This is a genomic window from Pseudomonas sp. N040, from assembly GCF_015637705.1.
In the GTDB taxonomy this organism is placed as follows: domain Bacteria; phylum Pseudomonadota; class Gammaproteobacteria; order Pseudomonadales; family Pseudomonadaceae; genus Aquipseudomonas.
In genome coordinates this window covers 162,091-181,529 of the sequence record NZ_JADOBE010000008.1, presented here as the reverse complement: position 1 = coordinate 181,529, position 19,439 = coordinate 162,091, and the positions used below count along the sequence as shown (strand labels likewise).

The 19,439-nt window shown below is 63.4% G+C and carries 22 protein-coding genes; 18 read left to right on the top strand and 4 right to left on the bottom strand.

Going from position 1 to position 19,439, the window contains the following annotated elements:
* Position 1: 1 nt before the first annotated feature.
* Positions 2 to 952: an alpha/beta fold hydrolase gene (locus tag ISX93_RS13315; protein WP_195779216.1), complete on the bottom strand. Its 951-nt coding sequence runs from the start codon at positions 950 to 952 to the stop codon at positions 2 to 4.
* A gap of 144 nt (positions 953 to 1,096) precedes the next feature.
* Between ISX93_RS13315 and ISX93_RS13310 the strand changes: the two genes are divergently transcribed.
* The 13 genes from ISX93_RS13310 (at position 1,097) to ISX93_RS13250 (ending at position 13,299) form a co-directional block, all read left to right on the top strand.
* A complete protein-coding gene (locus ISX93_RS13310) occupies positions 1,097 to 1,741 on the top strand; it encodes a TetR family transcriptional regulator (RefSeq protein ID WP_195779215.1) in 645 nt (214 codons plus the stop codon).
* Between the two features lie 46 nt (positions 1,742 to 1,787).
* A complete protein-coding gene (locus tag ISX93_RS13305; RefSeq protein WP_195779214.1) occupies positions 1,788 to 2,399 on the top strand; it encodes a class I SAM-dependent methyltransferase in 612 nt (203 codons plus the stop codon).
* A 23-nt stretch (positions 2,400 to 2,422) separates the two neighbouring features.
* Positions 2,423 to 2,818, top strand: a complete 396-nt coding sequence (locus tag ISX93_RS13300) for a hypothetical protein (protein WP_195779213.1) — start codon at positions 2,423 to 2,425, stop codon at positions 2,816 to 2,818.
* Between the two features lie 305 nt (positions 2,819 to 3,123).
* Positions 3,124 to 4,392: an urea ABC transporter substrate-binding protein gene (gene urtA / locus ISX93_RS13295; protein WP_195779212.1), complete on the top strand. Its 1,269-nt coding sequence runs from the start codon at positions 3,124 to 3,126 to the stop codon at positions 4,390 to 4,392.
* 184 nt (positions 4,393 to 4,576) lie between these two features.
* Positions 4,577 to 6,148 (top strand): urea ABC transporter permease subunit UrtB, encoded by a 1,572-nt coding sequence (urtB, locus tag ISX93_RS13290; protein ID WP_195779211.1) that lies wholly within the window; start codon positions 4,577 to 4,579, stop codon positions 6,146 to 6,148.
* A complete protein-coding gene (gene urtC, locus ISX93_RS13285) occupies positions 6,148 to 7,227 on the top strand; it encodes an urea ABC transporter permease subunit UrtC (RefSeq protein ID WP_195779210.1) in 1,080 nt (359 codons plus the stop codon). Before urtB ends, urtC begins: the two co-directional genes overlap by 1 nt.
* Entirely contained in the window at positions 7,224 to 8,072 is an 849-nt protein-coding gene (gene urtD, locus ISX93_RS13280) for an urea ABC transporter ATP-binding protein UrtD (protein WP_195779209.1), read from the top strand. Before urtC ends, urtD begins: the two co-directional genes overlap by 4 nt.
* Positions 8,073 to 8,259: 187 nt before the next feature.
* The gene (urtE, locus tag ISX93_RS13275; protein WP_195779208.1) at positions 8,260 to 8,958 is read left to right on the top strand and encodes an urea ABC transporter ATP-binding subunit UrtE; all 699 of its coding nucleotides are present in this window, start codon (positions 8,260 to 8,262) and stop codon (positions 8,956 to 8,958) included.
* A 229-nt stretch (positions 8,959 to 9,187) separates the two neighbouring features.
* Positions 9,188 to 10,027, top strand: a complete 840-nt coding sequence (locus ISX93_RS13270) for an urease accessory protein UreD (protein ID WP_195779207.1) — start codon at positions 9,188 to 9,190, stop codon at positions 10,025 to 10,027.
* A gap of 140 nt (positions 10,028 to 10,167) precedes the next feature.
* Positions 10,168 to 10,470, top strand: a complete 303-nt coding sequence (locus ISX93_RS13265) for an urease subunit gamma (RefSeq protein WP_195779248.1) — start codon at positions 10,168 to 10,170, stop codon at positions 10,468 to 10,470.
* Positions 10,471 to 10,480: 10 nt separating this feature from the next.
* A complete protein-coding gene (locus ISX93_RS13260) occupies positions 10,481 to 10,786 on the top strand; it encodes an urease subunit beta (RefSeq protein ID WP_195779206.1) in 306 nt (101 codons plus the stop codon).
* Positions 10,787 to 10,886: 100 nt separating this feature from the next.
* Positions 10,887 to 12,587: an urease subunit alpha gene (gene ureC, locus ISX93_RS13255; protein WP_195779205.1), complete on the top strand. Its 1,701-nt coding sequence runs from the start codon at positions 10,887 to 10,889 to the stop codon at positions 12,585 to 12,587.
* Between the two features lie 211 nt (positions 12,588 to 12,798).
* Positions 12,799 to 13,299 carry an REP-associated tyrosine transposase gene (locus tag ISX93_RS13250; protein ID WP_195779204.1) on the top strand — a complete coding sequence of 167 codons (501 nt, stop codon included), beginning with the start codon at positions 12,799 to 12,801 and terminating at the stop codon, positions 13,297 to 13,299.
* A 295-nt stretch (positions 13,300 to 13,594) separates the two neighbouring features.
* Here the strand turns inward: ISX93_RS13250 and ISX93_RS13245 are convergent, their stop codons facing one another.
* The 3 genes from ISX93_RS13245 to ISX93_RS13235 all read right to left on the bottom strand — a co-directional run bounded on the left by ISX93_RS13245 (position 13,595) and on the right by ISX93_RS13235 (position 15,214).
* Positions 13,595 to 13,897, bottom strand: a complete 303-nt coding sequence (locus tag ISX93_RS13245; protein WP_195779203.1) for a chaperone modulator CbpM — start codon at positions 13,895 to 13,897, stop codon at positions 13,595 to 13,597.
* Entirely contained in the window at positions 13,894 to 14,853 is a 960-nt protein-coding gene (gene cbpA / locus ISX93_RS13240) for a curved DNA-binding protein (protein WP_195779202.1), read from the bottom strand. Before cbpA ends, ISX93_RS13245 begins: the two co-directional genes overlap by 4 nt.
* A gap of 94 nt (positions 14,854 to 14,947) precedes the next feature.
* Positions 14,948 to 15,214, bottom strand: coding sequence for a DksA/TraR family C4-type zinc finger protein (locus tag ISX93_RS13235; RefSeq protein WP_195779247.1), 267 nt, complete (start codon positions 15,212 to 15,214; stop codon positions 14,948 to 14,950).
* Positions 15,215 to 15,360: 146 nt separating this feature from the next.
* Between ISX93_RS13235 and ISX93_RS13230 the strand changes: the two genes are divergently transcribed.
* The 5 genes from ISX93_RS13230 to ISX93_RS13210 all read left to right on the top strand — a co-directional run bounded on the left by ISX93_RS13230 (position 15,361) and on the right by ISX93_RS13210 (position 19,339).
* The gene (locus tag ISX93_RS13230; protein WP_195779201.1) at positions 15,361 to 16,626 is read left to right on the top strand and encodes an Hsp70 family protein; all 1,266 of its coding nucleotides are present in this window, start codon (positions 15,361 to 15,363) and stop codon (positions 16,624 to 16,626) included.
* 319 nt (positions 16,627 to 16,945) lie between these two features.
* Positions 16,946 to 17,446 carry an urease accessory protein UreE gene (ureE, locus tag ISX93_RS13225; RefSeq protein ID WP_195779200.1) on the top strand — a complete coding sequence of 167 codons (501 nt, stop codon included), beginning with the start codon at positions 16,946 to 16,948 and terminating at the stop codon, positions 17,444 to 17,446.
* The gene (locus ISX93_RS13220; RefSeq protein WP_195779199.1) at positions 17,443 to 18,117 is read left to right on the top strand and encodes an urease accessory protein UreF; all 675 of its coding nucleotides are present in this window, start codon (positions 17,443 to 17,445) and stop codon (positions 18,115 to 18,117) included. Before ureE ends, ISX93_RS13220 begins: the two co-directional genes overlap by 4 nt.
* 16 nt (positions 18,118 to 18,133) lie before the next feature.
* Positions 18,134 to 18,748 carry an urease accessory protein UreG gene (ureG, locus tag ISX93_RS13215; protein ID WP_195779198.1) on the top strand — a complete coding sequence of 205 codons (615 nt, stop codon included), beginning with the start codon at positions 18,134 to 18,136 and terminating at the stop codon, positions 18,746 to 18,748.
* Between the two features lie 27 nt (positions 18,749 to 18,775).
* A complete protein-coding gene (locus ISX93_RS13210) occupies positions 18,776 to 19,339 on the top strand; it encodes a HupE/UreJ family protein (protein ID WP_195779197.1) in 564 nt (187 codons plus the stop codon).
* Positions 19,340 to 19,439: the final 100 nt, after the last annotated feature.

Genomic DNA, 19,439 nt, shown 5'->3' with positions numbered 1-19,439 from the left:
CTTAGCGGCCCAGGAACGCCTCGACCACCGCCACCGTCGCCGCGGCATCCTCTTCCTGCGGGACATGCCCGAGCGTCTCGAACATGCTTACCTCACTGCCCTTGATCGCCGCTTGGAACAGCGCCGCATGCTCCGGCGGGATCAGGCCGTCACGCCCGCCCCAGATGATCAGCGTGGGCAGCCCCAGCCGGCTGATGCGCGGCTGATTCAGGCGCGGGTCGTCGCGCTGGCTGAAGCGTTGTACCAGCGCCTGGCGATTGCCCGGGCGCAGGGTCAACTGGTAGTAGCGCTCGACCAGCTGCGCGGTGACCCGCTCGGGGTCGCCGTAGACGTTGCGCACGCTGGACTCGATCATCGACCTGGGCAGGATCTTGCCGACCAGCGGGGCCAGTTCGGGAATCCGCGCAATGCGAAAGCCGATCGGCACCGAGGTCGACTGCATGGGGAAACCTGCCGCATCGACGAGGATCAGCCGCGACACCCGCTGCGGCCAGGCCAGCGCGGTTTCCCAGGCGATCTGCCCGCCCAGGCTGTTGCCGGCCAGTACCACGCGCTCGACCTGCAGCGCATCGAGCAGTCCGGCGATGAAGGCGCTGTAGTGCGCCATGCGGTAGTCGCCATCGGGGAACGGCCCGGTCAGGCCGAAGCCCGGCAGGTCGACCCGGATCACCCGGTGCGTGGCCTTCAGCGCAGCCGCCCAGCCCTCCCAGGTGTGCAGGCTGGAGGAAGTCCCATGCAGCAGCAACAAGGGCGTCGGGTCATCGCGCGGCCCCTCGTCACGCACGTGCACGGACATGCCCTGCACCTCGATGAAGGTCGACGGCGCTGGCGCCCAGCGCGCCTTCAGCTCGGCCAAAGGCAGATCCGGCGCCCAGCTCAGCGCCAGCAGCCCGCCCAGCGCCAGCAAGACCAGCAGCAACACCCCGGCAAACCACCTGGTCACGGTTTTCATCGGCAATCCTTTCTGGCAGAGGGCAACTGCAGCAGCTTAGCCAAGTCACGGCGCCCCGGACAGGTCTGCGCCTGCCGGAAGCCCGTGGTTCGACGCCCGCGCAGCGCATTTGCTACAGTGGCCTCCCGCCCACGGATCCAGCCCATGTCGTCGCCACGCAGCCAGCAGAAACAGCAGACCCGCCAGGCCCTGATGGAAGCCGCGCGCAGCCTGATGGACAGCGGCCGCGGCTTTGGCAGCCTGAGCCTGCGCGAAGTCACCCGCCTTGCCGGCATCGTGCCGACCGGCTTCTACCGGCACTTCCGCGACATGGATGAACTGGGCCTGGCACTGGTCGCCGAAGTCGGGGAAACCTTCCGCGCCACCATCCGCAACGTGCGCCAGAACGAATTCGAACGCGGCGGCCTGATCGAGGCCAGTACGCGCATCTTCCTCGATGCCGTCGCCGCCAACCGTGGCCAGTTCCTGTTTCTCGCACGCGAGCAGTACGGCGGCTCGCAGGCGGTGCGCCAGGCCCTGGGCGAACTGCGCCAGCGCATCACCGACGACCTGAGCAATGACCTGCGCCTGATGAACCGCATGCCGCAACTGGATGCCGCAGCCGTCGACGTGCTCGCCGACCTGGTGGTCAAGGCGGTGTTCGCCACCCTGCCGGAGCTGATCGACCCGCCGGCCTGCAACCTGCCGGAACACCTGCGCCCGGCCGCCAAGATCACCGAGCAACTGCGCTTCATCATGCTCGGCGGCAAGCACTGGCGCGGCCTGGGCAAGCCCGGCGACGGTGCCTGAACCGGCGCACAACCACCCAACCCTGCAGCAATCTGCCCGGAGTCCCATGGCCCTCTACGAACGTTACCTGCTGCCGCGCTTGCTCGACATCGCCTGCGGCACGGACGCGGTGATGCAGACCCGCGCCCAGGTGGTGCCCCTGGCCAGCGGCCGGGTGCTGGAAATCGGCATCGGCACCGGACTCAACCTGAGCCTCTATGACCCGGCGCAAGTCACTGCAATCGTCGGTGTCGATCCCGCCGCGCAAGCCCAGCAACTGGCCCGCAAACGTGCAGCCAGAATCGGCATTCCGCTACAGACCATCGCCCTCGAGCTGGGGCAGATCCAGGCCGCGGATGCCAGCTTTGACAGCATCGTCTGCACCTTCACCCTGTGCACCATTCCGGATGCCGGTGCCGCACTCACGGAAATGCGCCGCGTACTCAAGCCCGGCGGCAAGTTGCTGTTCAGCGAACACGGGCTGGCGCCGGACCTGCCGGTGGTGCGCTGGCAGAATCGCCTCACGCCGATCTGGAAATCGCTGGTCGGCGGTTGCCACCTTAACCGTGACATCGCGGCATTGATCAGCGCTGGCGGCTTCACCATCCGCCAGCTGCAAAGCAGCTACCTGCAAGGCCCGAAGGCGCTGACCTGGGTGTCGCGCGGCTGGGCCGACTGAGTCAGTCCGAACGGAGAACGACTATGCGCAAAACCCACCTGCTCAGCGGCCTGCTGTTCTTTGGCCTGTTTCTCGCCAGCGGCCGGCACATGAGCCAGATCTTGCCGGCCTTCACCGGCGAACTCGACGGCCTGCGCATGCTGTACCGCGCCTCGCACGTCTACCTGCTGTTTGCCAGCCTGCTCAACCTGCTCGCCGGGGCCTACTGGCAACCGGTAGCGTTGCGCCGGCGCACCCAGCTGGCGGGGTCCGCCCTGTTGTTGCTCAGTCAGCCGGTGCTCGGCCTGGCCTTCCTGCTGGAGCCGGCACAGAACATGGTCGCCCGGCCGTTTACCCTGACGGGTGCGGTGCTGGCACTGGCCGGGGTGGTTTTATCGATGTTTGCTCAATTGGGCCAAGGCGGGCCGCGGCAGGCATAAACACTGGCCGCCAGGAGGTGCGACTGCGAGCGCAGGCAGAATCGCGCAGATATGAACACTCTCAACGGATTGGCAATCGGTCCCCGCCTCACTTCCCGCACCTGCTTCAAAGTGGCCCACACCAGCGCCACAAGCGACCAACCCCGCACCAGTTCGAAGCAAGATGCGTTTCTCCTCAACGCCAATCATGTCTATCTGTTTGTATTGCATGGCCTTTTTGAAACTGGCGCGCTTTTCGCTATTTGTCTGTCGGGCAACTCAGTCCCGCACAACACATCGCAGAAATAGCGCCAGGAGGCCACCACATGAAACGCCGCCCCTTTCTGAAAACCACCCTCGCCGCCAGCGCCCTGGTGCTGACCGGCCTGTTCCCGTACAGCCTGCAGGCCGCCGAAACCATCAAGGTCGGCGTGCTGCATTCGCTGTCCGGCACCATGGCCATCTCGGAAACATCGCTCAAAGACATGGCGTTGATGACCATTGACGAGATCAACGCCAAAGGTGGCGTTAACGGCAAGCAACTTGAAGCCGTGGTCGTCGATCCGGCGTCCAACTGGCCGCTGTTTGCCGAGAAGGCGCGCCAGCTGCTGACCCAGGACAAGGTCGACGTGGTCTTCGGCTGCTGGACCTCGGTGTCGCGCAAATCCGTGCTGCCGGTGTTTGAAGAGTTGAATGGTCTGCTGTTCTACCCGGTGCAGTATGAAGGCGAAGAAATGTCGCCGAATGTGTTCTACACCGGCGCCGCACCAAACCAGCAGGCCATCCCGGCGGTCGAGTACCTGATGAGCGAAGACGGCGGCGCCGCCAAGCGCTTCTTCCTGCTCGGTACCGACTACGTCTACCCGCGCACCACCAACAAGATCCTGCGCGCCTTCCTGCACAGCAAGGGCGTAGCCGACAAGGACATCGAAGAGGTCTATACCCCGTTCGGTCACAGCGATTACCAGACCATCGTCGCCAACATCAAGAAGTTCTCCGCCGGCGGCAAGACCGCAGTGATCTCCACCGTGAATGGCGACTCCAACGTGCCGTTCTACAAGGAACTGGGTAATCAGGGCATCGAAGCCACCGACGTACCGGTGGTGGCCTTCTCGGTAGGCGAAGAGGAACTGCGCGGCATCGACACCAAGCCGCTGGTGGGCCAGCTGGCCGCGTGGAACTACTTCCAGTCGCTGGATAATCCGGTGAACGAGAAGTTCGTCTCCTCCTGGAAGGCCTACGCCAAAGCCAAGAACCTGCCGAACTACCAGACCGCCGTGACCAACGACCCGATGGAAGCCACCTACGTGGGTATCAACATGTGGGCGCAGGCGGTCGCGAAAGCCGGCACCACCGACGTCGACAAGGTTCGCGAAGCCATGGCCGGCCAGACCTTTGCCGCACCGGACGGTTACACCCTGACCATGGACAAGACCAATCACCACCTGTGGAAGCCGGTAATGATCGGCGAAGTCCAGGATGACGGTCAGTTCAACGTGGTCTGGCAAACCGACGGTCCGGTGCGCGCCCAGCCCTGGAGTCCGTACATCGAAGGCAACGACAAGAAGCCTGACCATGCGGTGAAGTCCAACTAAGTGACGTAGGTTGGGTTGAGCGCAGCGAAGCCCAACTTCGCCATGGTAAAGGTCGACCTGACCTCCCCGTTGGGCTTCGGCCATGCCTCGACCCAACCTACGACCGCGTTTGACCGCAACGATGTGCTCCCCGCCCGAGTGATTAACAGGGCGGGGATTTACGGCGTACCCCAAGGAAATTCGTATGCCCACCGTCTTGACCCGAATTCTGCTGACACTGGCGCTCCTGCTGCCAATGACCAGCCACGCCGGCGATGCCGGCGAGTTTGCCGCCGCCAACCCGGCATTGCAGGCTCGGCTGCTGGAAAGTTGGGCTGCCCGGCCTGAGCCCGCGCGCCAGCCACTGCTGGATGCCCTGCTGCAAGGCCGGCTAGGCATTGACCGCAACAAAACCGCATTTATCGAAGGCAACGGCCAGTGGCTGGCAGCCGAAGGCGATGCAGAACCTGCCGGCACACCGAAAAAGCTGCGCCTGAACAACCGCCTGCGCGGCCTGCTCGCCACCGCACTGGCCAGCCAGCAACTGCTCGCCGAGGACCCGCAACTGCGCCTGAGCGCCGCCATTCAACTACAGAAAACTGCCCGCCCGGCACAACTGGCCCTGCTCAACGAGCGGCTGGCCGGTGAAACCGATGCGCAGGTAAAGACCGCCCTGAGTCTGGCGCTGGCCAACCTGCAACTGGTGGATCCCGACCCTGCCGTGCGCTTAGCGGCCGTGCGCCTGCTCGGCGAAACCGGCGAACCGCTGGCACGCACCCGTCTGGAAACCTTGCTCGACGGCCACACGGAGACCGATACGCAGGTACGTACCGCCGCTGAAACCAGTCTCGCGCAAGTGAAGCGCCGCCTGTTGTTTGGTGAATTGCTTGGTCAGGCGTTCAGCGGCCTCTCCCTTGGCAGCATCCTGCTGCTGGCAGCATTGGGTCTGGCCATCACCTTCGGCCTGCTCGGCGTAATCAACATGGCCCATGGCGAGATGCTCATGCTCGGCGCCTACACCACTTACGTGGTGCAACTCGGCCTGCAGAAACTGGCCCCCGGCTACCTCGCTTTCTATCCATTGCTGGCCCTGCCGGTGGCGTTCTTCGTCACCGCCGCCATCGGTATGGCGCTGGAGCGTACGGTGATCCGCCACCTCTACGGCCGGCCACTGGAAACCCTGCTGGCAACCTGGGGCATCAGCCTGATCCTGATTCAGCTGGTGCGGGTGGTGTTCGGTGCGCAGAACGTCGAAGTGGCCAACCCGGCCTGGCTGTCCGGCGGTGTGCAGGTACTGCCCAATCTGGTGCTGCCTTACAGCCGTATGGTGATCATCGCTTTTGCGCTGTTTGTGGTGGCGCTGACCTGGCTGCTGCTGAACAAGACCCGCCTGGGCCTCAACGTGCGCGCCGTCACGCAGAACCGCAACATGGCCGCCTGTTGCGGCGTACCGACCGGCCGCGTGGACATGCTCGCCTTCGGCCTCGGCTCGGGTATCGCCGGCCTTGGTGGCGTGGCCCTGAGTCAGATCGGCAACGTCGGCCCGGATTTGGGCCAGAGCTACATCATCGACTCCTTTCTGGTGGTGGTGCTCGGCGGTGTCGGTCAGCTGGCCGGCAGCGTGATGGCCGCCTTCGGTCTGGGTATCGCCAATAAGCTGCTGGAACCGCAGATCGGCGCGGTACTGGGCAAGATCCTGATCCTCGCGCTGATCATTCTGTTTATCCAGAAACGCCCGCAAGGACTCTTCGCACTCAAAGGACGGGTGATCGACTGATGAACCAGCCTATGACCCTCACGCTGGCGCAAAAAGCCGGCCCGAAACTCAGCCTCGCCGTTGGCGGCCTGATCCTCGCCGTGCTGTTGGCCATGCCGCTGCTGCACCTGCTGCCGGCAGAGAGTGCGCTGCACGTCTCGGCCTACAGCCTGACGCTGGCCGGCAAGATCCTCTGCTACTGCATCGTCGCGCTGGCGCTCGATCTGGTCTGGGGCTACGCCGGTTTGCTGTCGCTCGGCCACGGCCTGTTCTTCGCCCTCGGCGGCTACGCCATGGGCATGCACCTGATGCGTGAAAGCGCCGGCGACGGCCTGCCGGCGTTCATGACTTTCCTGTCCTGGACCGAACTGCCCTGGTACTGGTACGGCACCAGCAGCTTTCTGTGGTCGATGTGTCTGGTGGTGCTGGCGCCCGGTCTGTTGGCGCTGGTGTTCGGCTTCTTCGCCTTCCGTTCGCGGATCAAGGGTGTGTACTTCTCGATCATCACCCAGGCGCTGACCTTCGCCGGCATGCTGCTGTTCTTCCGCAACGAAACCGGCTTCGGCGGCAACAACGGCTTTACCAACTTCCGCAGCCTGCTGGGCTTCGACATCACCGCACCGGGCACCCGTGCCGTACTGTTCCTCTGTACCGTGCTGTTGCTGGCCGGCAGCCTGTATCTGGGTTTCCGGCTGGCACGCAGCAAATTCGGCCGGGTACTCACCGCCCTGCGTGATGCGGAAAATCGCCTGATGTTCTGCGGCTATGACCCGCGCGGCTACAAGCTGTTTATCTGGGTGCTCAGTGCTGTTTTGTGCGGTCTGGCCGGCGCGCTGTATGTGCCGCTGGTGGGCATCATCAACCCCAGCGAAATGTCGCCAACCAACTCCATCGAGGCCGCCGTCTGGGTCGCCCTCGGCGGGCGCGGCACGCTGATCGGCCCGCTGCTCGGCGCCGGGCTGGTGAATGGCATGAAGAGCTGGTTCACCGTAGCCTTTCCCGAATACTGGCTGTTCGCGCTCGGCGCACTGTTCATTCTGGTCACGCTTTATCTACCCAAAGGCGTAATCGGCCTGATCAAGAAGGACAAGGATCAATGAGAGCAGCCCCCATTCCCGAGGCCATGCTCGGCCACGCCTCCAAGCCCGATCACGACCGCGATGCCATTGGTTTGGGCAGCGCCTCCGGTAAAGGGCTGGATGTGCGCCACGGCACCATCCTCACGCTGGAAGACATCAACGTCAGCTTCGATGGTTTCAAGGCGCTGAATCATCTGACCCTGTACATCGGCCTCGGTGAACTGCGCTGCATCATCGGCCCCAACGGCGCCGGCAAGACCACCATGATGGACGTGATTACCGGCAAGACGCGCCCGGACAACGGCGTAGCCTACTTCGGTGAAACCTTCGACCTGACGCAGATGAGCGAAGTGCAGATCGCTCAGGCCGGCATCGGTCGCAAGTTCCAGAAGCCGACAGTGTTCGAGGCGCTGACCGTTTTCGAGAACCTTGAACTGGCACTCAAGACCGACAAATCGGTGTGGGCCAGCCTGCGCGCCCGGCTCTCCGGCACACAGAAAGACCGCATCGACGAAGTGCTGCAGACCATCCGCCTGGACAGTTCGCGCCAGCGACCGGCAGGGTTGCTCTCGCACGGGCAGAAGCAGTTCCTCGAGATCGGCATGCTGCTGGTGCAGGACCCGCAATTGCTGCTGCTCGACGAGCCGGTGGCGGGCATGACCGACGCCGAAACCGAGTTCACCGCCGAGCTGTTCAAGTCGCTGGTACCCAAGCACTCGCTGATGGTGGTCGAGCACGACATGGGCTTTGTCGGCTCGATCGCCGACCACGTCACCGTGCTGCATCAGGGCAGCGTGCTGGCCGAGGGTTCGCTGGAACAGGTGCAAAACGATGAACGGGTGATCGAGGTATATCTGGGCCGCTGAAAAGCCCCTCTCCCTAACCCTCTCCCATAAATGGGCGAGGGGACTGGTTAGATGCCGTGCCTCCCCTCTCCCGCTTGCGGGAGAGGGGCAGGGGGAGAGGGAAACAGGCAGCACAGAATCAAGTCTGTAGGGTGGAAAACGGCACAGCCTTTTCCACCAGAGGAACCGACACAACAAGGACACCAACATGCTGCAAGTCCAACAGCTTCACCAGTACTACGGCGGCAGCCACATTCTGCGCGGCCTGTCATTCGAGGCCAAAGTCGGCGAAGTCACCTGCCTGCTCGGGCGCAATGGCGTGGGCAAGACCACCCTGCTCAAATGCCTGATGGGCCTGATCCCGGCCAAAGATGGCAGCGTGCGCTGGGAGGATCGGCCGATCACCTCGTTCAAGCCGCACCAGCGCGTGCAGGCCGGCATTGCCTATGTGCCGCAAGGGCGGGAAATCTTCGGCCGCCTGACGGTGGAGGAAAATCTGCTCATGGGCCTGTCACGCTTCCCCGGCTCACAGGCCAAGGCTGTGCCGGAATTCATCTATGAACTGTTCCCGGTGCTGCGCGAGATGAAGCAGCGCCGCGGCGGCGACCTCTCCGGCGGCCAGCAGCAACAGCTGGCCATCGGCCGCGCACTGGCCAGCCAGCCGCGCCTGCTGATTCTCGACGAACCAACTGAAGGCATTCAGCCTTCGGTGATCAAGGAAATCGGCGTGGTCATCCGCAAGCTGGCCGAGCGTGGCGACATGGCGATCCTGCTGGTCGAGCAGTTCTACGACTTCGCCGCCGAACTGGCCGACCAGTATCTGGTCATGAGTCGTGGCGAAATCATCCAGCAGGGCCGTGGCGAGACCATGGAAGCCGAAGGCGTGCGTGGGCTGGTGACGATATGAGCGCAATTGCCTTGTTGGGCTTCCCTGCGCTCAACCCAACCTACACAAGCCCCGCGCCTCAGCGAACCGTAGGTTGGGTTGAGGCGCCAAGCGCCGAAGCCCAACGCCAGTCACGCACATCCCCGTTGGGCTTCGCTGCGCTCAACCCAACCTGCACAAGCCCCGCCCCTCACCAACCCGCAGGTTGGGTTGAGGTGCAACGCGCCGAAGCCCAACGTTATCCACACCCATGAACGCCCCCCTGCCCTCCGCCCTGTTCACCCCCAGCTGGCATGCCGAGCTGGAGCTGGCTTATGGCCGTTTTGCTGACAGCACACGCCCGGTGCTGCGCCGCCATCAGGGCCCGTTGCGTGTACAAAAACACCTGTATGCGGAAGGACCACAGGTCTGCCAGCACATCATCGTGCACCCGCCCGGCGGCATTGCCGGCGGGGATCGGCTGAACATCAGCGCCAGCATCGGTGAACAGGCCTGGGCACAACTGACCAGCCCCGGCGCGGCCAAGTGGTACTGCGCCAATGGCCTGGCCTATCAGCAGCTCGAACTGCAGGTCGCGACCGGCGCCACACTGGAATGGCTGCCGCAGGAAACCATTGTCTACGCCGGTGCGCAGGCGCAGCTGAGTACGCGCATCCAGCTGCAGGGCGACGCCCGCCTGTGCTACTGGGACATGGTTGCGCTCGGCCGACCGGCCAGCGGCGAGCGCTTCGACAGCGGCGAATTCCGCTCGCGTCTGGAAATACTGCGTGACGGCCACTTGCTCTGGCACGAACGTCAACGCATCTGCGGTAGCGACGGCCTGCTCGACTCGCCCATCGGCCTGTGCGGCCAACCGGTATTCGCCACCCTGCTGATCACCGGTGAAATCGGTGCCGAGCTGCTCGAACGCTGCCGCGAACTGATCACACCGGTGCGTGGTGATCTCACCCAACTTTCCGGCCTGCTGGTGGCCCGCTGTCTGGCCAGCGAAGCGCTGCACGCCCGCGCCTGGCTGATCGAACTCTGGCATTTGCTGCGCCCCGCTTTGCTCGGGCGGGAGGCTGTTTCACCACGAATCTGGAACACCTGATGATCGATACGTAGGGTGGAAACCGCGAAGCGTTTTCCACCACAAACCGGTGGATGTGAACAGCGACAGCCACCCTACGCGGCACATCACAATGAACACCGGCGATGCAGCGCATCCGCCAGAACGACTGGAGCAACTCGATGGATCTGAGTCCACGCGAAAAAGACAAGCTGCTGATCTTCACCGCCGGCCTGGTCGCCGAACGACGCTTGGCCCGCGGCCTGAAACTGAACTACCCGGAAGCCATCGCGCTGATCTCCGCCGCCCTGCTCGAAGGCGCTCGTGATGGCCAAACGGTCGCCGAACTGATGCATTACGGCACCACCCTGCTGACCCGCGAACAGGTCATGGAAGGCGTGCCGGAAATGATCCCGGATATCCAGGTCGAAGCCACCTTCCCCGACGGCACCAAGCTGGTCACCGTCCACCAACCGATTGCCTGAGGAGCGCGCCATGATTCCCGGTGAATACCTGATTCAGGACGGCGAGATCGAGCTCAACGCCGGCAGGCGCACCCTGAGGCTGACCGTGGCCAACAGCGGCGACCGGCCGATCCAGGTCGGTTCGCACTTCCACTTCTTCGAAACCAACGACGCGCTGCTGTTTGATCGGACAGCTGCACGAGGCATGCGCCTGAATATCGCCGCCGGCACCGCCGTGCGCTTCGAGCCGGGGCAGTCGCGGGAGGTCGAACTGGTGGACCTCGCCGGTGGGCGCCGCGTGTTCGGTTTTGCCGGGCGGGTGATGGGCGAGCTCTGACGGTTCGCCTTTTTCGTAGGGTGGAAATCGCCAAAGGCATTTCCACCGTGACCTTGACCGGTGGATGGCTACGGCCATCCACCCTACGCGAGACAAACACATGAAAATCTCCCGCCAAGCCTACGCCGACATGTTCGGCCCCACCGTCGGCGACAAGCTGCGCCTGGCTGACACCAACCTGTGGATTGAGGTGGAAAAGGATTTCACTGTTTACGGTGACGAAGTGAAATTCGGCGGCGGCAAGGTCATCCGTGACGGCATGGGCCAGAGCCAGCTGTGCGCCGCGGATGTAGTCGATACGGTGATCACCAACGCGCTGATCATCGACCACTGGGGCATCGTCAAGGCCGATGTTGGCTTGAAGGGCGGGCGCATCGCCGCCATCGGCAAGGCCGGCAACCCCGACATCCAGCCTGGCGTGAGCATCGCCATTGGCGGCGCCACCGAAGTCATCGCCGGCGAAGGCATGATCCTCACCGCCGGCGGCGTCGACACCCATATCCATTTCATCTGCCCGCAGCAGATCGAAGAAGCCTTGATGAGCGGCACCACCACCATGATCGGCGGCGGCACGGGCCCGGCCACCGGCACCTATGCCACCACCGTGACCCCGGGGCCGTGGCACATGGCGATGATGCTCAAGGCCGCCGACGCCTTCCCGATGAACATCGGCTTCACCGGCAAGGGCAACGTCTCGCTGCCCGAACCGCTGATCGAACAAGTGAAAGCCGGCGCCATCGGCCTCAAGCTGCACGAGGACTGGGGCACCACACCGGCGGCGATCGACAACTGCCTGAGCGTCGCCGATGACTACGATGTGCAGGTGGCGATCCACACCGACACCCTTAACGAATCCGGTTTCGTCGAGACCACGCTAGCTGCCTTCAAGGGCCGCACCATCCACACTTACCACACCGAGGGTGCTGGCGGCGGCCATGCACCGGACATCATCAAGGCCTGCGGTTTTCCCAACGTGCTGCCCAGCTCAACCAACCCAACCCGGCCGTTCACCAAGAACACCATCGACGAACATCTGGACATGCTGATGGTCTGTCACCACCTCGACCCGAGCATCGCCGAAGATGTGGCCTTCGCCGAATCACGCATCCGCCGCGAGACCATCGCCGCCGAGGACATCCTGCATGACCTGGGCGCCTTCAGCATGATCAGCTCCGACAGCCAGGCCATGGGCCGCGTCGGCGAAGTGATCATCCGTACCTGGCAGACCGCTGACAAAATGAAACAGCAGCGCGGACCGCTGCCCGAAGACGCACCAGGCAACGACAATTTCCGCGTCAAGCGCTACCTCGCCAAGTACACCATCAACCCGGCGATCACCCACGGCATCAGCCACGAAGTCGGTTCGATTGAAGTGGGCAAATGGGCCGACCTGGTGCTCTGGCGCCCGGCCTTTTTCGGCGTGAAGCCAACGCTGATTCTCAAAGGCGGGGCGATTGCTGCGAGCCTGATGGGCGATGCCAACGCCTCGATCCCCACGCCGCAACCGGTGCACTACCGACCCATGTTCGGCAGCTACGCCGGCATGCGCCACGCCACCAGCATCACTTTTATCAGCCAGGCCGCCTTCGACGCCGGGGTACCGCAGCAACTCGGCTTGCAGAAGCAGATCGGCGTGGTCAAAGGCTGTCGCACCGTGCAGAAAACCGACCTGATCCACAATGGCTACCTGCCGGGCATCGAGGTCGATCCGCAGAACTATCAGGTCAAGGCCGACGGTCAGTTGCTGTGGTGCGAGCCGGCTGATGTGCTGCCTATGGCGCAGCGTTATTTTTTGTTTTAGGCAGCGTTTGTGGGGGACTTAAGCACCGCTTGTTGGGCTTCGCTGCGCTCAACCCAACCTACACAAGCCAAGCCCGGCACACACCGTAGGTTGCGGTTGAGGCGCACAGCGCCGAAGCCCAACATTTGCAACAACTCACCCACCCTGCTGCCCGCAATGCCAAACGCGCATCTACACTGGCAACATACTTCACTCACCAAGGATGGTGAACATGCGCTACCGTCGCGTCTGGGTGCCAGGTGGCACCTACTTTTTCACGGCCACCCTGGCCGATCGCTCTCAATCTTTACTGACCGAACATATAGATACGTTGCGACAAGTCCTGCGCGCGGTGCGCACTACACATCCATTCGAGATCAAGGCAATGGTGGTGCTGCCCGATCACCTGCACTGCATCTGGCAACTGCCCGCCGGCGATCAGGACTACCCGACCCGCTGGGCGCTGCTCAAATCCACTTTCAGCCGGCAGATCAGCAGCAGTGAAAGCATCAGCCTGTCACGCCATCTCAAACGCGAGCGCGGCATCTGGCAGCGGCGTTATTGGGAGCATTGCATCCGCGATGAAGATGACCTGCAGCGACATACCGATTACATCCATTACAACCCGGTCAAACACGGCTACGCCCTGCGGCCGGGCGACTGGCCCTATTCGTCGATTCACCGGTATGTGCGAGAGGGATTGCTGCCGGCTGATTGGGTTGGTAGCACTTGAACAGCACAAGACCATGTAGGTTGTGGTTGAGGCGTTTGGCGCCGAAGCCCAACGGGAGCACTTGCGCCGGGACTGTTGGGCTTCGCTGCGCTCAACCCAACCTACACGGGTCTCACCAAACCCGCACATCCCTCGTAGGTTGTGGTTGAGCCGTGCAACGATGAAGCCCAATGGGAGCACCTGCGCGTGGATTGTTGGGCTTCGCTGCGCTCAACCCAACCTACATAAGCCAAACCCGGCACACACCGTAGGTTGCGGTTGAGGCGCGTAGCGCCGAAGCCCAACAGGGGCAGATTTATTCCTCGAAGCGACTCAAGCGGCGGCGCAGCAGGGTGTTTTCGGCACGCAGCTGCTCCAGCTCATCAAGCAGTTGCAGGGCCAGCGCGACACCCGCCCATTCGATCTCCAGTTCGCGCTGCAGGCGCAGCGCGCGTCTGGCGATGGCCAGCGCACCGGCATCAAACAGCCATTGCTCGGGAGCAGGGCCGCTGGGTTCGATGATGCCGTGCTCGACGAGCTCCAGCAGGGATTGCTCTGGCAGCTCGGCGCGCTGGCAGAACTCGTGAAGACTCAATTGCACGATCAGGCTGCTGGTCATTTGCGCTGACTCCACTCGGCCCGCGGATCGAAGGCGGCCTGCTCGGCCAGTTGCGCCCACAGCCCGCGGGTTTTCTCGTCACTGCTGGCCGGATTGACGATCTTGAACAGGGCATACAGGTCGCCATGCTCGCCCAGTTTGTTGACCAGCCCCTTGCCCTTGATACGCAGGCGCTGACCGCTTTGCGTGTTGGCAGGAACGGTCAGGTGAATCTTGCCGGTCAGGGTTGGCACCGTGATCTTGCTGCCCAGCGCCGCCTCCCAGGGGGTCAACGGCACAGTCAGGATGAGGTTATGTGCCTCGACATCGAACAACGGATGCGGCACCAGCTTGATCACCAGATACAGGTCACCGCTCGGCGCGCCACCAATCCCGGGCAACCCCTGCCCCTTGAGGCGGATACGTTCGCCCTCGCTGACACCGGGCGGAATCTTCACCCCCAGTGTTTTGCTCTGCGCCGGCATCGGCTGGCCGTCGGCGCTGTACTGCGGTATCTGCAGGGATACCTGTTTGGCTTCCTCCTGCAGGGTTTCCTCGAGCAGCACCGGCAAGACCATCTCCACATCCTGCCCGCGCCGCGCATGGCCACGGCCCTGCCCCCGGTGCGAACGGTCGGCGGCGCCAAAGATGGACTCGAAGAAATCGGAAAAGTCACGACCGGACTCACCAAAGTCTGCGCCATGGCCTGATGCACCTCGCGGCTGCCAGCCCGGTGGCGGCTCAAAGGGACGACCCTGCTCGGCGTACTTGCGCAGCTCGTCGTATTCGGCGCGCTTCTCCGCAGTCTTGAGCACCTCGTAGGCTTCGGCGACTTCCTTGAACTGGTTTTCGGCGTCCTTTTCCTTGCTCACGTCGGGGTGATACTTGCGCGCCAGCTTGCGGTAGGCGGCCTTGATCGTCGCGTCATCCGCACCCGGCTCTACGCCGAGAATCTTGTAGTAATCCTTGAAGTCCATCGCATCACCTTTGCTGATACGCGAAGTGGCATTACCGGATAGTCTCGGTCCGGCTGCTGTCCTGTGCATTGCTTTGGATCATGTCTGTGGGTGCTCAGCGTAACTGACTGTCCTTGCTGCCACGCCGGTTGTAACCCGCGGCTGCCGACTGCTGCCGATCGCGCTCGGACTGACAGGCGACACACAAGCGCACCCCCCTGATCGCCGCCCGCCGCGCCTCGGGAATCGGCGCATCGCAGGCTTCGCAATGGGTCAGGCTATCGCCCGTCGGCAGCTGGCTTCGGGCGCGCGCAATGGCGTCCTCCAGACTGCTGTCGATCTGTTCCTGCACCGCCCCATCGGTTGTCCAGCCACCGGCCATAACTGCCTCGCACAAGCACGCGTCACCTGTTCAGGTATGGGCGCTTGCCGGTAGTTTTGCAAGTGTGTTTGCCGAGCACCAGCCAGGCACATTACAGGGCCAATTCGCGTACACTGCGCGGCCGTTTTTTCCAGACACTGTGCGCCATGAACTTCACGCAACCCGCCAATGCCCTGGGCATCGACTTCGGTACGTCCAACTCCACCGTCGGCTGGTGGCGGCCGGACAGCGAACCGCTGATCGCGCTGGAAGACGACAGCCTCACGCTGCCCTCGGTGGTGTTTTTCAATATCGAGGAACGCCGGCCGGTGTACGGTCGCCTGGCGCTGCACGAATACCTGGAAGGTTACGAAGGCCGGCTGATGCGCTCGCTGAAAAGCCTGCTCGGTTCCAGCCTGCTCAAGAGCGAAACCACCGTGCTTGGCAGCGCCATGCCGTTCAAGGAATTGTTGCGCCTGTTCATCGGTCAGCTCAAAGCGCGCGCCGAAGCCAGCGCCGGCCGCGAGTTCGAACAGGTGGTGCTGGGCCGCCCGGTGTTCTTTGTCGACGATGACGCGAAAGCCGATCAGGTGGCGCAGGACACCCTGATCGAAGTGGCGCACAAGCTTGGTTTCAAAGAGGTGTCGTTTCAGTACGAACCCATCGCTGCCGCCTTCGACTACGAGCGCACGATTGAGCGCGAAGAACTGGTGCTGATCGTCGACATCGGCGGCGGCACTTCGGATTTCTCGCTGGTGCGACTGGCCCCTGAGCGCAGGGAAGTGGCCGACCGTCAGGCCGACATCCTCGCCACCGGCGGCGTGCATATTGGCGGTACCGATTTCGACAAGCAGCTCAGCCTGCATGGCGTCATGCCGCTGTTCGGCTGGGGCAGCCGGATGAAAAGCGGCGCCATGATGCCGACCAGCTACCACCTCAACCTCGCCACCTGGCACACCATCAACGCCGTGTATGCGCAGAAGAGCCAGCTGGCGCTGCAGAACATGCGTTATGACATCCTCGATGACACCGGCATCGACCGCCTGCTACGCCTGATCGAGCAACGTGCCGGGCACTGGCTGGCGATACAGATGGAAGCCGCCAAGATCGACCTCACGCACACAGAACAGCAGACCATCGACCTTGGCCGGATCGAAGCAGAGCTGCGTGCCGATCTCAGCCGGACACTGTTCGACAACGCCATCGAGCCGCTGCTGGAGCGCATCCGCGCCAGCGTCAGTCAGCTGCTGGAAGACGCAGGCATCAGCGCCGGACAAGTGGATACGCTGTTCTTCACCGGCGGCTCCAGTTCCATTCCGGCACTGCGGCAAAGCATTGCGGCCATGCTGCCGCAGGCACGACTGGTCGAAGGCAATCTGTTTGGCAGTATCGGCAGCGGGTTGGCGATCGAGGCGAAGAAACGCTACGGCTGAGCCTGAGAGTCCGCCACGAAGGACTAAACCTGCACTTGCAATGCGGGCAATTGAACGGCATTTCTTCTTTTTCGCGCAACCTTCGCGGCTGCACCATTAAAGACTCTACCATCGTGTAACAGCACCAAAACAAAGCCACCCTGCAGGGTTTTGCACCGCCTTGTTGGGCTTCGCTGCGCTCAACCCAACCTACACAAGCCAAGCCCGCACACCCCCGTAGGTTGCGGTTGAACCGCGCAGCGGTGAAGCCCAACGCTGGCACATGCGGTTTGGCAAGCCTCTTGCTGTAGTCCATGGCACAACACCACGGACATTCACCATGCTGGTCATCCATCAACGCATTGCCCCGCGAGACAACTGGGACGCCGAACTGCTGCTCGACTACGCGGCGCGCAGCAAGAGCCGGCTGCACTGTTTCAGCACCAGCGGCGAAGAGACCGGCCTGTTTCTCGAACGCGGCCAGCCGGCGCTGGCGGAAGGTGACTGCCTGCTGGCCAAAGACGGACGCATCGTGCGGGTGTTTGCCCGGCCGGAAAATCTGCTGCAGGTGACCTGCACCACACCGTTCGAACTGATGCGCGCGGCCTACCATCTGGGCAACCGGCATGTCGCCCTGCAGCTCGGTGACGGCTGGCTGCGCCTGCCCGAGGACTACGTGCTGCAGGCCATGCTCGAACAGCTCGGTGCGCGAGTCGAAGCCATCGAAGCGCCGTTCCAGCCGGAGGCCGGTGCTTACGGCGGCGGCCATCACCACTCGCATCAGGGCGGCGACGAATTCAACTACGCTCCTCGCCTGCACCAGTTCGGGGTGCGCCGGTGAGCAACGCCTGGGCCTTGCTGCGCCTGGCCAGTCCGCAGCTACCGATTGGCGGCTACAGCTATTCGCAGGGGCTTGAGCTGGCCGTCGACCAGCAACAGGTGCATAACGTCGACACTGGACGCCGCTGGCTGGCTGACCAGTTGCTACTGAATTTGGCGCGTTTTGAGGCCCCCTTGCTGCTGGCTCACTGCACCGCAGCCGCCGCAGCCGACTGGAACGAACTGACGCGCCTCGCCGCATTGCACCGGGCCAGCCGTGAAACCCGCGAGCTGGCATTGGAAAGCCGGCAGATGGGCTATTCGCTGCGCCAGCTACTGCGGGACTTACCGGAGCTGGACAGCAACGCGCGCAATCTCCTGCTTGAACAGCACGAACCCGGCTTGCCGCTGGTCTGGGCGCTGACTGCACAAGCATGGAGCATCCGCCCGAACGAGGCACTGGCCGCCTGGCTGTGGAGCTGGCTGGAAAACCAGCTGGCCGTGCTGATGAAAAGCCTGCCGCTTGGCCAACAAGCCGCCCAGCGCCTGACCTCCGAGCTGCTGCCATTGCTGGATCAGGCGCAACGCGACGCTGAATCCATCAACGAGGCCGACTGGGGCAGTGCGCCCTTCGGCCTGATCCTGGCCAGCATGGCGCACGAGCGCCAGTACAGCCGTCTGTTTCGCTCATGAACAAAGGAAAGCCCCCATGAACAACTATCCCCTGCGCGTCGGCATTGGCGGTCCGGTCGGCTCCGGCAAGACCGCGCTGACGCTGGCGCTGTGTCAGGCGCTGCGCAACCGCTACAACATCGCCGTGGTGACCAACGACATCTACACACAGGAAGACGCCCAGTTTCTGGTGCGCAACGAGGCGCTGACGCCCGACCGCATCATCGGCGTGGAAACCGGCGGCTGCCCGCACACTGCCATCCGCGAGGACGCCTCGATCAATCTGGAGGCGGTCGACCAGCTCAACCGACGCTTTCCCGGTCTGGACCTGATCATCGTCGAGTCCGGCGGCGACAACCTGTCGGCCACCTTCAGCCCGGAACTGTCCGACCTGACCCTGTACGTGATCGACGTTTCGGCTGGCGACAAGCTGCCGCGCAAGGGCGGCCCGGGCATCTGCAAATCCGACCTGCTGGTGATCAACAAGATCGATCTGGCGCCGCTGGTCGGCGCCTCGCTGGAGGTGATGGAGCGCGACACGAAGAAGATGCGTGGCGACAAACCCTTCGTCTTCAGTAACCAGAAGATCGGTCTCGGCCTCGACCAGATCATCGCCTTCATCGAACGTCACGGCATGCTCAACGCCGCCTGAACCTGTTCCGTCACGAGGAGAAACGCCATGACCCTGCGCAACTGCCTGATCGCCCTTGCCCTGCTGCTCACCCCGGCGCTGGCCTTCGCCCATCCCGGCCATCCCGACGCCGGCCTGCTGGCCGGTATCAGCCATCCACTCGGCGGCCTTGATCATCTGTTGGCCATGCTTGCCGTTGGCTTGTGGGCCGCACAACAAAGCGGCAATGCACGCTGGGTGCTGCCGCTGACTTTTATGGGCAGCATGCTGCTCGGCGGACTGCTTGGGTTCGCCGGCATCAGTCTGCCTTTCGCTGAAACCGCAATTGCCGGATCGGTGCTCGCCTTGAGCCTGCTGGTGGTGGTTGCCGCACGCCTGCGGCTACTGGTTGCGGCAAGCCTGACGGCCGTGTTTGCCCTCAGCCACGGCGTAGCCCACGGGCTGGAACTGCCCGTGCTGAGCAATGCCTGGAACTATGCCTGCGGCTTCCTGCTGGCCACCGGCAGCCTGCATGCACTGGGTTACGCGCTGATCCGTTTTCTGCCGCAAGCAGCCGTCCGGTTGGGAGCCGCCGGTTCAGCGGCTGCCGGTGCGTGGTTGCTGGTCAGCTGAGATCGCTTGCGGGCATTGTGTTGGGCTTCGCTTTGCTCAACCCAACCTACAAAACCCATGCCCGGCACTCGCCAGTAGGTTGGGTTGAGCGCAGCGAAGC

Coding starts and splice junctions, on each gene's coding strand:
- ISX93_RS13315 (WP_195779216.1), bottom strand. CDS start 952: ATGAAAACCGTGACCAGGTGGTTTGCCGGGGTGTTGCTGCTGGTCTTG.
- ISX93_RS13310 (WP_195779215.1), top strand. CDS start 1,097: ATGTCGTCGCCACGCAGCCAGCAGAAACAGCAGACCCGCCAGGCCCTG.
- ISX93_RS13305 (WP_195779214.1), top strand. CDS start 1,788: ATGGCCCTCTACGAACGTTACCTGCTGCCGCGCTTGCTCGACATCGCC.
- ISX93_RS13300 (WP_195779213.1), top strand. CDS start 2,423: ATGCGCAAAACCCACCTGCTCAGCGGCCTGCTGTTCTTTGGCCTGTTT.
- urtA (WP_195779212.1), top strand. CDS start 3,124: ATGAAACGCCGCCCCTTTCTGAAAACCACCCTCGCCGCCAGCGCCCTG.
- urtB (WP_195779211.1), top strand. CDS start 4,577: ATGCCCACCGTCTTGACCCGAATTCTGCTGACACTGGCGCTCCTGCTG.
- urtC (WP_195779210.1), top strand. CDS start 6,148: ATGAACCAGCCTATGACCCTCACGCTGGCGCAAAAAGCCGGCCCGAAA.
- urtD (WP_195779209.1), top strand. CDS start 7,224: ATGAGAGCAGCCCCCATTCCCGAGGCCATGCTCGGCCACGCCTCCAAG.
- urtE (WP_195779208.1), top strand. CDS start 8,260: ATGCTGCAAGTCCAACAGCTTCACCAGTACTACGGCGGCAGCCACATT.
- ISX93_RS13270 (WP_195779207.1), top strand. CDS start 9,188: ATGAACGCCCCCCTGCCCTCCGCCCTGTTCACCCCCAGCTGGCATGCC.
- ISX93_RS13265 (WP_195779248.1), top strand. CDS start 10,168: ATGGATCTGAGTCCACGCGAAAAAGACAAGCTGCTGATCTTCACCGCC.
- ISX93_RS13260 (WP_195779206.1), top strand. CDS start 10,481: ATGATTCCCGGTGAATACCTGATTCAGGACGGCGAGATCGAGCTCAAC.
- ureC (WP_195779205.1), top strand. CDS start 10,887: ATGAAAATCTCCCGCCAAGCCTACGCCGACATGTTCGGCCCCACCGTC.
- ISX93_RS13250 (WP_195779204.1), top strand. CDS start 12,799: ATGCGCTACCGTCGCGTCTGGGTGCCAGGTGGCACCTACTTTTTCACG.
- ISX93_RS13245 (WP_195779203.1), bottom strand. CDS start 13,897: ATGACCAGCAGCCTGATCGTGCAATTGAGTCTTCACGAGTTCTGCCAG.
- cbpA (WP_195779202.1), bottom strand. CDS start 14,853: ATGGACTTCAAGGATTACTACAAGATTCTCGGCGTAGAGCCGGGTGCG.
- ISX93_RS13235 (WP_195779247.1), bottom strand. CDS start 15,214: ATGGCCGGTGGCTGGACAACCGATGGGGCGGTGCAGGAACAGATCGAC.
- ISX93_RS13230 (WP_195779201.1), top strand. CDS start 15,361: ATGAACTTCACGCAACCCGCCAATGCCCTGGGCATCGACTTCGGTACG.
- ureE (WP_195779200.1), top strand. CDS start 16,946: ATGCTGGTCATCCATCAACGCATTGCCCCGCGAGACAACTGGGACGCC.
- ureG (WP_195779198.1), top strand. CDS start 18,134: ATGAACAACTATCCCCTGCGCGTCGGCATTGGCGGTCCGGTCGGCTCC.
- ISX93_RS13210 (WP_195779197.1), top strand. CDS start 18,776: ATGACCCTGCGCAACTGCCTGATCGCCCTTGCCCTGCTGCTCACCCCG.